The sequence below is a fragment of the Rikenella sp. genome (assembly GCF_056799795.1).
The window spans coordinates 1-14,573 of record NZ_JBQIQO010000031.1 but is presented as its reverse complement, the minus strand read 5'-3'; the positions used below and the strand labels follow the sequence as shown (position 1 = coordinate 14,573).

The window sequence follows — 14,573 nt, the reverse complement described above, 5'->3', positions numbered from 1 at the left end:
CTCTTTGTCCGCGCGCCTTGGGAAATCTTGTCCAAAGCGCAAGTCGCTTTGAACGATTTCCCTCTTTAGGCGGCGGCGCGCGGTCGAGCTTTGTCCCGTCTGAAACTGCCCTGCGCGGGCGGCGTCCGGGTGACCCCGGCGGGACGGAGCGATACTGCGTATCGCTTAAGCAGCTTGGCCCAGTTCTTAGTGCGCGCCGGGGAAATCTTGTCAAAACGTGCTAGCACATTTTGACGATTTCCCTCCTAAGGCGGGGCGCGCGTCGGTTTGAGGGTACTGGCCTCGGGCCGTCCGGGCCCCACTTAGTAAGGCAGAGATAACCCTAACAAAATACCCTATGGGTGCGTGGACGGGAAATGCTGCGCATTTCCACTACCAGCCTCTACCCCTGTTCTTCTGTCGCCCTGCCCGGGTCGCTTTCCGCCGGCGCACGAGATTAAGACGCAGGGCGCTACGAAAGTTTAATCGATTGTTGATAAATTTTTTCCCGACCGATGCTTTTCGGCATGAAAAATTGTGCCCGAAAGCGGTTTTTGGAAATAAACTTTTAACTTTGTATGAACCTGTTAGCGGATTCACACACCGCATGGCTTGCCTCTCGGTGCCCGGTGTCGCGACGAATAACAAACCAATACACTACAACACATGGCTGAAGAAAAGGCTAAACAGCTGATGGCCGAATTCCCTCCCGTTACCACCGCGGAGTGGGAAGAGGTCATCGCCAAAGACCTGAAAGGCGCCGACCGCACCAAAAAACTGGTGTGGCGCACGATGGAGGGTTTCTCGGTGGAACCTTATTATCGGGCCGAAAACCTTGCGGAGCTGAAACACCTCGGCACCCGGCCGGGCGAGTTTCCGTATGTCCGGGGAGTCAAGGGCGACAACGACTGGCGCGTGAGGCAGACGATCGAGGTCGGAGACGATGTGGCGGCGGCCAATCGGACGGCGCACGACGTGCTGATGAAAGGGGTCGACTCGCTCGGCTTTGTCATTAAAAACAAAGAATTTTCGGCGGCTGACCTCGATACTTTGCTGAACGGAATCTCCATTACGGCGGTCGAACTCGCGTTCGGCGGCTGCGGGGTCTATCGGGCGGCGGAGCTGTTTTTGGATAAAATCGTGGCTGAAAAGCTCGATCCGGAACAGGTCTTTGCCGTTTTCGGAATCGACCCGCTCATGAAGCTCTCGAAAAAGGGCAGTTGGGGATGTGCCGCGCCGGACGGGGACAAACGCTTCGCACGTATTCAGGAGCTGCTCGACAAGGCGCCGCAGTATAAACGCATCAGACTCGTCACGGTGCACGGGACGCTGTTCCACGACTGCGGGGCGTCGATCGTCCAGGAGCTGGCTTTCGCGCTCGCGATGGGGCACGAGTATGTGGTGCGGATGACCGACCGGGGGATGGATGTCGACCGGGTGGCGCCGGCCATCAAGTTCGACTTCGCGGTGGGGACGAACTACTTTATGGAGATTGCCAAACTGCGCGCGGCGAGGTTGCTGTGGGCGAACATCATGAAACCGTACAACCCGAAGCGGGGATGCTCTTCCAAACTGCGGGCGCATATCCGCACGTCGGCGTGGAACCAGACGGTCTACGACCCGTATGTCAACATGCTCCGCGGGACGACGGAGGCGATGAGCGCGGCGATCGGAGGGGTGGACTCGATCGAGGTCTTGCCGTTCGATCATGCGTACGAAAAACCGACGGAGTTCAGCTCGCGGATTGCGCGCAATGTGCAGCTCCTCTTGAAAGAGGAGTCGCATTTCGACCAGGTGACGGACCCGGCGGCGGGCTCTTATTATATAGAGGAGCTCACGGCGTCGATCGCACAGGAGGCGTGGAAGCTCTTCCTCGCGGTCGAGGAGTTGGGGGGGTACACCGCTGCGTTCGAAAAGGGGTTCGTTCAGGAGCAGGTCGAAACCACCGCCAACAAACGTGACCAGAATATCGCTACGCGGCGCGAAATTCTCCTGGGGACGAACCAGTATCCGAATTTCAACGAGAAGGCGCCGGCGGAAATCACCGAAGAGACGGTGACCCGGGGGATGAAGCGGTGCAATTGCGGTTGCAAACACGGCGACAGGGAGCCGGAGTATCGGCCGCTGAAACCGTATCGCGGGGCGATGGCGTTCGAGGCGATGCGGCTCCGCACGGATCGCAGCGGAAAGACGCCGAAGGCGTTTATGCTGACGTGCGGCAGCTTGGCGATGGCTCGGGCTCGGGCGCAGTTCGCCTGCAATTTCTTTGCCTGTGCGGGGATCGAGGTGATGGACAATACGTTCTTCCAGACGGTGGCGGAGGGGGTTGCGGCGGCGAAGGCGTCGGGGGCGCAGATCGTGGTGGTCTGCTCGTCGGACGACGATTATGCGACGCTGGCGCCGGAGGTCTTCGAGGCGTTCCGGAATTCGGGGGTGATCGTGGTGGTGGCGGGGGCGCCGGCGTGCCAGCCGGAGCTCGAAGCGGCGGGCATCTCGCACTTCATCAGTGTCCGGAGCAATGTCCTCGAAACGCTCGAAAACTATCAACGCGAATTGGGTATTTAATCGTTCGTTTCGTTTGTTCTTTAGTACAGGAGGGAATTGAGGCAGAGGCAAGTTAGCGATACGTAGTATCGCTCCGTCCCGCTGGGGTCACCCGGACGCCGCCCGCGTAGGGCAGTTCTGTCCGGCACAAAGCTCGACAGTCGCCCGCCCGCCTAAAAGGGCATATTCTGCCGATTGGCGGTGAGCCAATTCGGCAAGAATTGCCGCGGGCGACTGAAAAACGCTTTGACAAGCCCGCGCGCCTTACGCGATTCATTCTATTTCGGCTGTCGCCGAAACAGTTGAATCGCTCTTTAAGGCGTCGGCGCGCGGTCGAGCTTCGACTGCCCTCGGGCCGGGCGGGCCCCACGTCCCGTGGACGGGAAATGCTTCGCATTTCTGCCGCAGCCTCTAACCACTTGTAAACGAAAAAATCAACACACATGAGAGCTAAATTTTCAGAAATAAACTATGCGCCGGCGGCGAAGGCCGGCGCCGGCAACAGTTGCGGATGCGCCTCGAAGAAAGAGTGCGGCGGGGCGCCCGTGTGGATGACCCCCGAACATATCGCCGTCAAAGGGACTTACACCGCCGACGACCTCCTCGGGATGGAACATTTGAATTACGCCGCAGGGATCGTGCCTTACTTGCGAGGGCCTTATTCCACCATGTACGTCATGCGGCCGTGGACCATCCGGCAGTACGCCGGGTTCTCCACCGCGGCGGAGTCCAACGCCTTTTATCGACGGAATCTGGCAGCGGGGCAGAAAGGGCTTTCCGTCGCTTTCGACCTGGCCACGCACCGGGGATACGATGCCGACCATCCGCGCGTGGTGGGGGACGTGGGGAAGGCAGGTGTGTCGATTTGTTCGGTCGAAGATATGAAAGTCCTCTTCGACGGGATTCCGTTGGATAAGATGTCTGTGTCGATGACCATGAACGGCGCCGTGCTGCCGGTCTTGGCCTTCTACATCGTGGCAGGGTTGGAGCAGGGCTGCACCCTCGACCAGCTCAGCGGGACGATCCAGAACGACATCCTGAAGGAGTTCATGGTGCGGAACACTTATATCTATCCGCCGGAATTCTCGATGCGCATTATCGCGGATATCTTCGAGTACACCTCGAAGCACATGCCGAAGTTCAACTCGATCTCGATCTCGGGGTATCATATGCAGGAAGCGGGGGCGACGGCCGATATCGAGATGGCGTACACGTTGGCCGACGGGCTGGAATATCTCCGTACCGGCGTTAATGCCGGGATGGACATCGACTCGTTTGCTCCGCGGCTGTCGTTCTTCTGGGCCATCGGGATGAACCACTTCATGGAGATCGCCAAGATGCGCGCCGCGCGGATGCTGTGGGCCAAGATCGTGAGCCGGTTCAACCCGAAGAACCCGAAATCGCTGGCGTTGCGTACCCACTCGCAGACCTCTGGATGGTCGTTGACGGAACAGGATCCGTTCAACAACGTGGCCCGGACGGCGATCGAGGCGATGGCGGCGGCGTTGGGGCATACCCAGTCGCTGCACACCAATGCGCTCGACGAGGCGATCGCGCTGCCGACGGACTTCTCGGCGCGGATTGCGCGGAATACGCAGATTTACATTCAGGAGGAGACCAATGTCTGCCGGAGTGTCGATCCGTGGGCCGGTTCGTACTATGTGGAGGCCTTGACGAATCAGATTATGAACAAGGCGTGGGCGTTGATCGAGGAGGTCGAGTCGCTCGGCGGGATGGCCAAGGCGATCGAAACCGGTGTGCCGAAGATGCGGATCGAGGAGGCGGCGGCACGGACGCAGGCCCGGATCGACTCGGGAGAACAGACCATTGTGGGGCTGAACAAGTATCGCTTGGAAAAGGAAGACCCGATCGACATCCTGGCGGTGGACAACACGGCGGTGCGCGAGTCGCAGGTAAAACGGTTGCAGGAGCTGCGCGCCAATCGCGATCAGGCGGCGGTGGATCGTGCGCTGGCGGCGATTACGGAGTGTGTGCGGACGAAGCAGGGGAACCTGCTCGAACTGGCGATCGAAGCGGCCAAGGTGCGGGCGTCGCTGGGCGAAATCTCGGATGCCTGCGAGGCGGTCGTGGGACGCTACAATGCGGTGATCCGCTCTATTTCAGGTGTTTATTCGGCAGAAGTGAAAGACGACGACAAGTTCGCAAAGGCCAAGGAGCTGTGCGAACGATTTGCAAAACAGGAGGGGCGTCAGCCTCGGATTATGATCGCCAAACTGGGGCAGGACGGCCACGACCGGGGAGCAAAGGTAGTGACGACGGGGTATGCGGATATCGGCTTCGACGTGGATATGGGGCCGTTGTTCCAGACGCCGGAAGAGGCGGCCAAACAGGCGGTCGAAAACGATGTTCACGTGGTCGGCGTTTCGTCGCTGGCGGCGGGGCACAAGACGCTGGTGCCGCAGATTGTGGCCGAACTCAAAAAGCTGGGACGGGAGGATATCGTGGTGATCGTGGGCGGGGTGATTCCGCATCAGGATTACGACTACCTCTACCAGAACGGTGCTGCTGCGATTTTCGGGCCGGGGACGCCGGTGACGGATGCGGCGATCAAGATCCTCGAAATCTTGCTGGAAGATTAGCGGCCTGAGCTTTTGGAGCTCTGTAAGACGGGTCGGGTGCGGTCTCTTTGCGGGAGATTCGCACCCGATTCCTGTTTGGCGGGGTGCTTTTTGTCTCCGGAAGCAAAAGGTTTTTTGGAAAAGGAAAAGAAAAGTGTATCTTTGCATCCGGAATGCGCGTCGCCGGGACGCTCGGGCGTTTCTGCAAACGCATCAGGCTCGGCTCCGTAGTTCAATGGATAGAATATCAGATTCCGGTTCTGACGATATGGGTTCGAATCCCGTCGGGGTCACGCATTCACAGGAAGTTCCGCCTCTCGTAATCGAGAGGCGGAACTTTTTTTATTGTTCGGGCGAGATCAGTTGGTGGACAGGGCGAATTTGAGATTTGGGCGCGCGAACGAAGATTGGGCCGTCGGTAGCTTTGAGGATGCGTAAGCATCCGTCTAAAGTTTTTCTGGTTCTCTTTGTTCACAAAGAGAACAGTTCCCTCAAACCAACGCGCGCCCCGCCTAAAGAAGCGATTCAACTATTTCGGCGGTAGCCGAATATAGCTGAACCGCGCAAGGCGCGCGAAAAGCGCGGCGGAGCGAAAGCGGAGCCGCAGTGCGGCTGACATGGGGCGGAGAACTGGAGCGAGCTTTGGGGCGCGCTTTGGGCTGGAATTTGGGCCGAGAGCGAGTAGCGCGATTCGCAGAATCGCCGGCCTGTTCGCCCAGGCGAGGAGCGCCTCGGGGGATGAGCGACAGGCCGAACCCAAGAGATTTGGGTGGTGGGTTGGTGGTGAGTTAGGCTGAACACTTGCGACCCTTTAGGGTCGCTGGGCCTGCGCGCTGGGCCTTCGGCCCACCCCGGAGCGCGCAGCCCGAACCCGACAGAAATGGGGGACAAGCCGAACTTGAAAGATTTGGGCGGTGAATGGGGAAAGTGTTTTAGCGGGTCGAAGCCTGCGGGGCCCAGAGCAACGTTAGTTGCGGGCCTCCGCTGGGGGAGGCTTCGGCCCGCGCGGTTCTTCGAACCGCAGGAGCACAAATAGGGTAGAGGCTGCCGATTATTTAGGCCGAGGCGGCCAGTATTCGAGTGCCGAGCGGCACCGTTTATTCCGAGAGGCAGCGCAACTGAAAACTGTGACCACGACCGTCTGAGCCGTTGGCGTAGAGTCCTTGGGGATCGAAATCATATCCATGCCGTGGATGCCGTTCGTAGCGGCAGACCAACTGAACCCATGGCTGTCAACGCGGTTCAGCAAGCCTGTATTGTAGTTGCGGTAGCCCTGGGCGGGCCGTGCGGTTCAGTGTCTCCAAAATCAGAATCAAAGAAACGAAATATAAGCCTGGGTTCTAAGTCTCCAATCGATTCTGTCGAAAGCTCTCCGTCCCGTTTATTCCGAGAGGCAACGCAACCGAAAACCGATGGCGCGGCCATACGAACTGCTGGAACTGAAGTCTCGCGAATAAAAATCCAGACATATGCCACGGTACTGCTCGCTTGTGCCGTCACCCGAAGCTGACCAGCAGTACCCGCCGTTGCCGACGGAGAACAGTGTGCCCGGCTGTCCGTTATTTCCTGCGTCGCGGAAGCCCGGGGCGGGGCGCTTGGCACACGGAAGCAGGTTGAGATTACTCTAAACCCACTGCTGAAAGTCGATCCCTCACCCGTTCGGCAGGAAACGCCAGTCCCATCCGGCGGAACATCGCGATGTCCTCTGCCCCGAGCCCGATCCGATCCAGCGTACGAGGCTTGTTGTGGTCGTTCAGGTAGTGCCGCGGAGTGACCGTGAAACGGGGAGAGGTCACGGCCAGCGAGTCGTTCCGCTGGGGCGTTTCGATGCCGCCCATCGAAAGCAGCGTGTGGAAAATCACGTTCGTCGTCATCGGCTTGTCGCGATGAGACTCCGCAGCGAGCCGACTCTCCGGCCACTCGGAGTCGTAGGTCGGCGAGAGCCAAAGTACGCAAGGGATGTGCAGCTGGTAATAGGTCGGTCGCGGCGAGGCGTGCAGGAAAAGGCCTCGAGCGTCGTCGTACAGGTCTTCGCCGTGATCCGATGCGTAGAGCAGCCCTGAAGCGGTGTTCGGCAAGGCGCGCAGGTAGGAGATCAGGTCGGAGAGCAACTGGTCGGTCGCCCGGATAGAGTTGTCGTAGGCGTTGAGCAGCACCTCGCGATGATCGGGGTGCACATCGTCGTAGGAGGCCGGTCGGAAGTGGGCCGAATCGGCCGGATAGCGCTCCTGATAGTCGAAATGCGAACCGTAGGTGTGCAACACGAGGAAGGTCTTCCGAAACGATGTGTCGGCCAGCAGGCCGCTCACGCTCTGCAACAGCAGGTCGTCGTAGGGGTTATATGCCTCGCCGCGCGCCTGAGCGGCGGATTTCAGAAAGAGCGTGGTGTCGGCTTCGGCGCCGAAAAAGTCGATGAAGGAGTGGTTCTCGGACTGGTTCGAGAAGAAGGCGGTGCGGAAACCCGCTTCGCGAAAGGCGCTCAGGATACTCTTGCGGGTATAGAGGGTGCCGTAGTTCTCGGCCGAGGCGCTGCATAGCATGATCGGGACGCTCTTATGCGTGGCGTTCGCCTGGGTCAGTACGTCGCGGAAACAGATCAGCCCCTCTTGTTCGGAGAGGCGGGGGTTCGTCTCGCGCGGATAGCCGTACAGCTGCCAGTTGAGCGCCCGCGAGGTCTCGCCGATCACCAGCACGTAGACCTCCCGGATGCTGTCCGGCCGTTCCGAAACTGCCCCGAAGCAGAAGTCGGCCGAGGTGAGGGGGTAGCGATCGCTTTTCTGCCACCGTTCGACGGCCAGACCCATATTATATCCGATGTTGAGGGGCCAGATGTCGAGTTTCGCCCGATATTCCGGATCCTGTAACCGGGCTCCGGCCATGGCGCCGATGCCGACCAGAAAGAGGATGCCGGAACGAACGGCGTTCCGTCTCCGAAAGGTGGCCGAAAGCCGGGCGGGGAGGCGGATCGACAGGGTGGCCAGCACCAGAGCGGGGATGTAGAGCAGGAGTACGCCGACGATGGCCGGTTCCAGTTTGCCCAACAGTTCGAGCGCTTCGCCGGAGTTGGTGGTCGCGACGTTGAGGAACATGTCCACGGCGATGATCGAATTGCCGAACAGATAGAGCAGTACGAGTTGGAAGGCGCCGAGGACGAGCAGCGGAAGGGTGCACCAGAACGGTGCGCCGGGTTTGGGGGCCACGGTCAGCAGGGCCATCCAGACGGCGCCCGGAAGGAGCATCAGGGCGACTTTGCCGGGCCAGACGATCGGCTCGGTGCAGCACAAAAAGAGGTTCGGAACGAGCAGCACGCCGAGGAACACCCAGTAATAGGTGCGCTGGTCGGCGAAGCGGGCCCGGAGGCGTTGTATGAGGTCGCTAAAATGCTTCATTGATCTGGAAGAGGAACCCGCTCTGGCCTTTGCCGAAGCCGTAGTCGAGGCGGACGTTCACCCGGTTTTTGAATTCCCACCGGTAGCCGATCCCGTAGTTGGGTAGGGTGTGGCTCCAGCGGAAGGTTTTGAAATTCTTGTATACGTTCCCGGCGCCTACCCATACGGCCACTCCGTGGCGGTTGTAGATGTGCTGGCGCAGTTCGATCTGTATCTCGGTCAGGTTTCGGTCGCGGTATTGGCCGTCGTAGTAGCCCCGCATGCGGTACGAACCGCCCATCTTGGCCATCATGGTCCACGGCACGTCGCCGTAGTTGTGCTGGGTGTGGAGGTCGAAGGCCAGCACGGCGCCTTTCCAGAGCCGCTGGTAGTAGTCCACGATCAGGTCGGTGCGGCCGTAGGTGCCGCTGTTGCCGAGCCATTTCGGATTGGCGTACTGCTCCAGACCGATGTACCACCCTTTGTAGGCGTTGGTCATGACGTCGCGGGTGTCGTAGTTCAGCACGAAACCGACGCCGATGCTGGTGACGTAGGGGCTCTGGCCCGCTAATAGTCGGGGCTGTTCGAGCCGCAGGCCGTCCACGTGGTTGATGCTGGCGGTCGGCCCCAGATAGAGGTGGTCGGCGATGCGGAACTGAAAGTCGACCTTCAGTTGGTTCTGTTTCTGGGTGTATTTGCTCTTGTTGGCTTTGTCGGATGCCATGTCGTAGCCGATGCCCCAGAAGTAGCTCGGGAACGAGAGGGTGTAGAGGGTGTAGTTGAGCCGGTACCGATCCCGAGGGAAGAGGTTGGAGCCCTGGATGCCGATGATGTAGAAGCCGGAGGTGGCTACCGAACCGAAGAGCGAGACGTTGGACGGCTGGGTCAGGGTGTCGCGGCGATCCATCCGGTAGAGGCCCGAGGCGACGATGCCGAGTCCGAGCTGTACGTCGTTGGAGTAAAACGGGCCGCCGATCACGCTGAAGTCGAATTTCTTCTGTTTTTTCACCTGATTGGATTCGGTGAAGAAGCGTTTGAAGCGTTCCCATCCGGTGGGCCGGGCGGCGACGCTGTCCGGGGCGACGACGAGGGTGGTGTCGGCTGCGGAGGCGGCGAGGGTGTCGCGGAGGGGCGGGGCCGGTTCGCTCTGCGCCCGCAGGGGGCCTGCTGAAAACAGGCCCCACAGGACGAGCGGCGCGATAAGGTAACGAGCGCGCGGTCGGATATGCGGACGAGGGTGAAACATGAATCGGTTGAATGCGGGTCGGGTCTCTGCCGACAGGGTTAGTAGGCGAGTTTAATGTTGTCCACCCAGAGGCTGTTGCCGGGTGTCCCGACGTAGGCGCCGCCGTAGCTGGACGAGATATGGAGGATCATGTGGGTCGGTTTTTCGTCGGCTGCGGCCCAGCCGGTCTCCTGGATCGGTACCATCCGGCCTTTGCTGTTCCGGCACCAGTAGGCGCGGTCGCCCGACATGAGGCCCATCTCGGGACGGAACTTCGGGTCGTGGGTGATGTCGCCGTAGAGGATGGGCATCGAGTGGCCGTTCACCCAGGCGGGGGTGTTCTGCCCGAACTGTTCGTTGAGGGTGCCGACGCGTTTGGCGTAGACGTTCCCTTCGGCGTCTTCCCACCGTACCTGGAGCAGCAGGATGGCATCGGCGTGGTCTTTGCCGGGAACGGAGTGTTGGGCGCTGAAGCCGGTGGCTTTGATGCGGTTCGGGGAGCCGTCGGTGTGGAACTTATAGTCCATCACGAGAGCTTTGGGCCGTTCGGTGAAGGGGATGCCCTGGTTCAATTTGGCCATCGGGTTTTTGGTGTCTTTGATGGGTTCGATCACGTCGCCGAGGAAGATGCTGCCGGAGGCGAGGACGGTGATATTGACCATGCCCATCACTTTGACGGTTTCGAGTCGGGTGTCGAGCCGGGCGCACCGACCGTTTCCGCGGGCTTCGGGGAAGACGGTGACGCTGCATTTGGTGATGCCGCTCACTTTGGCGAGCACGTTCGAGGTGCCCCACGGCGAGTGGGGGTTGCGGTGGTAGGGCTGGTCGCCGCGCAGGGTGTCGGTGGGGCCGATCTCGTATATGTAGCGGACTTCGCCGCCGATCACGCCCGATTCTTTCACTTCGCGCACGACCCATTGGTTGAAACTGCCGAAGGCGATGCCGGATGTTTTCTGACCCGAGGCCGACAGGGTGCCGAGGCCTGCCAGGCAGGCGGCGAACAGGGGTGTCAGGATGCTTTTCATAACTTACCTCCCTTTCTTCTCTTTTTTCTTGCTGGTGGCCGGCGACGTGGGCGGCGGGTTGTCGTTCCGTTTTCGGGCGGTAGTAATTCCACGAAGTTAGGGTATTATTACTAAACCGCTGTGTACGTCTCCGGTTTTGAGGTCAAACTAAACAAATTTAGTTCCGTTTTTCCCAGTCCTGGGGTGATTCCCTTGCCGGGGGCTCGATAAAAATGCCGGAATACCTGATTTTTTCATGTATTCCGGCGCTTTCGAAAAAATCTAAAATATCTCGTTTCCTGAACTTTTTTCTTTGCCCCGGCTGGAACCGTACCTTTCTTGAAAGAAAGGTACCCAAAGAACTTTTGCAGAGGTCGTCCCCATGGGACGACCACGGGTTATCTCCGCCTTGTTCGTTGGGCTGTGATTTTCCCGGTGGGCGCGCTAAATATGGGGCAGATCACCCAAGCGCGCCCGCCGAAAATCCAGCCCAACCAATCAGGCAGACACGGTCAGAGCATCCCGCAGGGATGCGCTCTGAAGTTTTTTTTGGTTCTTTTTGTTCACAACCGACGCTGCCAGCGAGGGCAATGCAAACATGGTTTGCAAATTGCCGAGCGGCGAGGAGGAAAACGAGCGGAGCGAAGTTAAAAAGAACAGTACCCTCCAGCACAATGAATCAAGTGTCCGAAATAATTGGATTTTTATGTTTGCCTCAACGGTATCCGGCGGCGAGCATCAGCGCGATGAGCAACAGGAGGACAAGGGCTGTGAAGAGGCAACCCTTTTTTCTTTCCCGGGCACGAGACATTTTGGTCATGGTCGTGGGTTCGTTGGCCGAGCCTCCGCCTCACCTGGCGGCCCGTATGGTCGTTGGGGAATGAAAAAAGCGTGAGGCTGCCCGATTCGTTTACCCATGTTCAGGAGGCTCTGGAATGCCCGTGCAAGTGAGTAAACGCAGACAGCCCACGCCCATATCGATAGACGAAAAAACGCGGTGCGCAAGTATGCGTGTGCCGGGTTCTCGAAACAGATACAAGACGTGAGCGCCTACGTTACTTCCCTCCTTGCCACATTGAATTTTCCAGATTCCTGAACGAGGGGAAGTAAGTTTGGAACGCTTCTTTATTATGTTCCGCTCGGACAGGGCGTGCGGAACGCGCCTGTTCGAGCTTCTAATTTTTCCGAGGACAAAGATACGACATTTCGCGGTGTTCCGGGGATCTGGTGCGCCCGAAATGGTGTTGTCGCGGAGGGCGGCCGGATGATGCGGTCTCTGATGTGTGGGGGAGGGTCAGAAAAGGGATTCGCTGTCGCTGACGACAATCAGGGTTTCGCCGGTCGCAAAGGAGGAGGCGATTTCGTCGCTGCCCCGTACGATGGTGCATTTGGTCACTTCGTCGCCCATGACCTCTTTGACGCGCAGTTTGCCGATCTGTTCGCGGGCGATGGCTCCTTCGCCCATGTCGGTCTCGCGGTAGACGAGGAAAAGGTCTTTGCGCTGGACGCCGATCGAATGCCCGCTATGGATGTAGAGCTCTTTCAGCCGTCCTTTGGCGTCGGCGGGAGCGAGGCGCAGGATGCGGGTCTCGAACCGGAAACGGCGGTCGATATAGAAGAGGAGGCTGTAAGGCAGGCTGGCAAAGGCGCGGGTGTCGGCCTCTTCGGCCGTGGCGCCGGAGCCGGAGAGGCGGAACTCTTCGGGAGCGATTTCCCGGTCGTTCCGGAGGTCGTAACCGGTGAGAACCAGCCGCATGGCGGTGGTAAACCGGGGTTTGTCACCGACGATCTCGCGACGGAAGAGGTAGTCGCTCACCTGACCCGAAATCACGTACCGGGCGCCGGTCGTCCGGAGGAGAATCTCGCGGTCGGCGGTGCTGCGGGATGCGGATAGGGACGGGAGGGTCTGGGCGTTGATCACCTGATGCCGGCCCCGGTCGGTGAAAGCGCGGCCGACCTGCTTGCGCAGGCTCTCCACGTAGGGGACGGGGACGTCTCGCGTGTGGTCGAAACGGTCGATCAGGACGGTCTCTTTCTCCTGTGCGGCAGCGGGACGAAAGAGGCTGCTCAGCAGACAGCAGAGGCCGACGGCGGAAAGGCGGGGGAAGAAATGTCGATTCATGGGATGAAGAGGTTCTTTTTGTCAAATATAACTTTTTTCTGCGGAAGGGTGTTGGAGGATTTTGCTTTTTGGGTATCTTTGGAGAGTGTGGCGGGGCGAATGGGCAATCATTTCTTACAATCAACGATATTCGAAACAAGATGGAAAAAATCAAGGGGCTTATCGATGCGCCGTTCACGCCGTTCGGGCCGAACGGGGATGTGAATCCGGAACCGATTCCGGCTTATGCGGCGATGCTGGCCAAGAACGGACTCCGAGGGGTCTTTATCAATGGGTCGTCGGGCGAGGGGTATATGCTGACGGAGGAGGAGCGGATGCTGTTGGCGGAGGCGTGGATGGCGGCGGCTCCGGCGGATTTCAAGGTGATCGTGCACGTGGGGAGTACGTGTGTGCGGCAGAGTTTCCGGCTGGCGCAGCATGCGCAGCGGATCGGGGCGTGGGGGATCGGGGCGATGGCGCCGCCGTTTCCGAAGGTGGGACGAGTCGAGGAGCTGGTGAAATATTGCGAGGAGATTGCGGCGGGGGCGCCGGAGTTGCCGTTCTATTTCTACCATATTCCGGCGTTCAATGGGGCGTATTTGCCGATGGTGGAGTTTCTGGCGGCGGTGGACGGTCGGATTCCGAACTTCGCGGGGATCAAGTACACGTATGAGAGTCTGTATGAGTACAATCAGTGTCGGCTCTACAAGGACGGGAAGTTCGACATGTTGCACGGGCAGGACGAGACGATTCTGCCGTGTCTGGCGATGGGGGGTGCGCAAGGGGGGATCGGCGGGACGACGAACTACAACGGGCGCGAGCTGGTGGGGATTCTGGAGGCTTGGCAGGCGGGGGATTTGGAGCTGGCGCGCGAACGGCAGAATTTCTCGCAGGAGGTGATTAATGTGATTTGTCGCTACCGGGGGAATATCGTGGGGGGGAAGCGGATCATGAAGCTCATCGGGCTGGATTTAGGGCCGAACCGGACGCCGTTCCGCAACATCACGCCGGAGGAAGAGGCGGCGATGAAGCGGGAGCTGGAGGCGATCGGCTTCTTCGAACGCTGCAACCGCTTTTGACGGGGTTTGTGGGGACACGCGGTCCGAGGGTAGTTTCATCCTGTGGGGTAGAGGCTGCTCTTAAATCACCCGAAGGGTGCGCCTGCCCGGCGTAAGGGCAGTCCCCTCCTGTAGCCAAAGACGCGCGCCCCGCCTAAAGAAGCGATTCAACTATTTCGGCGATAGCCGAAATAGAATGAATCGCGCAGGCGCGCGAAAACGCGGCGGAGCGACAGCGGAGCCGCAGTGAGGCGAATACGGGACAGTGCTTTGGGCTGTGGTTAGGCTGTGCTCTTGCGACCCTTTAGGGTCGTGCGGGCCGAAGCCTCCCGCAGCGGAGGCCCGCAACTGACGTTGCTTTTAGGCCCCGCAGGCTTCAGCCCGCTAAGGTAATTGCATTTTCGCAAGCTCGGTTGTGTCCCCGTTGGCGGCGAACTACGATTTGGGCCGAGAGCGAATAGCGCGATTCGGAGAATCGCCGTCCTCGGCGAGGGCGACGCTATAGCGGCGCGTGGGGGGCGCGCCGAGGACGAATGCCACAGAATGGGGCGGTGAATGGGGCGTCCGACCGCATTGGAGTTGTACGTACCGGCTAGTATTCGCGTGCTGCGCGTCCCCGTTTATTCCGAGAGGCAACGTAACGGAAAACCGTAGGCACGGCAGTCTGCGAAACAGGGTTGAACAGCATTGACGGCGAAGCGCAGATAGACGCTGG

8 protein-coding genes and 1 tRNA gene are annotated in these 14,573 nt (G+C 59.7%); 5 read left to right on the top strand and 4 right to left on the bottom strand.

Annotated features, from left to right (window positions below):
• The first annotated feature begins 645 nt into the window (after positions 1 to 645).
• From ACTO3O_RS07795 to ACTO3O_RS07785, 3 genes are all read left to right on the top strand, one after another.
• Positions 646 to 2,544 (top strand): methylmalonyl-CoA mutase family protein, encoded by a 1,899-nt coding sequence (locus ACTO3O_RS07795; protein ID WP_297830231.1) that lies wholly within the window; start codon positions 646 to 648, stop codon positions 2,542 to 2,544.
• 422 nt (positions 2,545 to 2,966) lie between these two features.
• Positions 2,967 to 5,123 carry a methylmalonyl-CoA mutase gene (gene scpA / locus ACTO3O_RS07790; RefSeq protein ID WP_297830233.1) on the top strand — a complete coding sequence of 719 codons (2,157 nt, stop codon included), beginning with the start codon at positions 2,967 to 2,969 and terminating at the stop codon, positions 5,121 to 5,123.
• A gap of 200 nt (positions 5,124 to 5,323) precedes the next feature.
• Positions 5,324 to 5,395, top strand: a tRNA-Arg gene (locus tag ACTO3O_RS07785).
• Positions 5,396 to 6,721: 1,326 nt separating this feature from the next.
• Here the strand turns inward: ACTO3O_RS07785 and ACTO3O_RS07780 are convergent.
• From ACTO3O_RS07780 to ACTO3O_RS07770, 3 genes are read right to left on the bottom strand one after another with little or no spacing between them, the layout of a single operon-like run.
• Positions 6,722 to 8,491, bottom strand: coding sequence for a phosphoethanolamine transferase family protein (locus ACTO3O_RS07780; protein ID WP_297830235.1), 1,770 nt, complete (start codon positions 8,489 to 8,491; stop codon positions 6,722 to 6,724).
• Positions 8,478 to 9,716, bottom strand: a complete 1,239-nt coding sequence (locus ACTO3O_RS07775; protein WP_297830237.1) for a BamA/TamA family outer membrane protein — start codon at positions 9,714 to 9,716, stop codon at positions 8,478 to 8,480. The genes ACTO3O_RS07780 and ACTO3O_RS07775 overlap by 14 nt, the downstream gene beginning before the upstream one ends.
• Before the next feature lie 38 nt (positions 9,717 to 9,754).
• Positions 9,755 to 10,720, bottom strand: coding sequence for a PCMD domain-containing protein (locus ACTO3O_RS07770; protein WP_297830238.1), 966 nt, complete (start codon positions 10,718 to 10,720; stop codon positions 9,755 to 9,757).
• Positions 10,721 to 11,258: 538 nt separating this feature from the next.
• Here ACTO3O_RS07770 and ACTO3O_RS07765 point away from each other — a divergent pair.
• A complete protein-coding gene (locus ACTO3O_RS07765) occupies positions 11,259 to 11,594 on the top strand; it encodes a hypothetical protein (RefSeq protein WP_297830240.1) in 336 nt (111 codons plus the stop codon).
• Between the two features lie 399 nt (positions 11,595 to 11,993).
• Here the strand turns inward: ACTO3O_RS07765 and ACTO3O_RS07760 are convergent, their stop codons facing one another.
• A complete protein-coding gene (locus tag ACTO3O_RS07760) occupies positions 11,994 to 12,821 on the bottom strand; it encodes a hypothetical protein (RefSeq protein WP_297830242.1) in 828 nt (275 codons plus the stop codon).
• A 140-nt stretch (positions 12,822 to 12,961) separates the two neighbouring features.
• On the opposite strand from ACTO3O_RS07760, the gene ACTO3O_RS07755 reads away from it, so the two are divergent.
• Positions 12,962 to 13,879: a dihydrodipicolinate synthase family protein gene (locus ACTO3O_RS07755; RefSeq protein WP_297830244.1), complete on the top strand. Its 918-nt coding sequence runs from the start codon at positions 12,962 to 12,964 to the stop codon at positions 13,877 to 13,879.
• Positions 13,880 to 14,573: the final 694 nt, after the last annotated feature.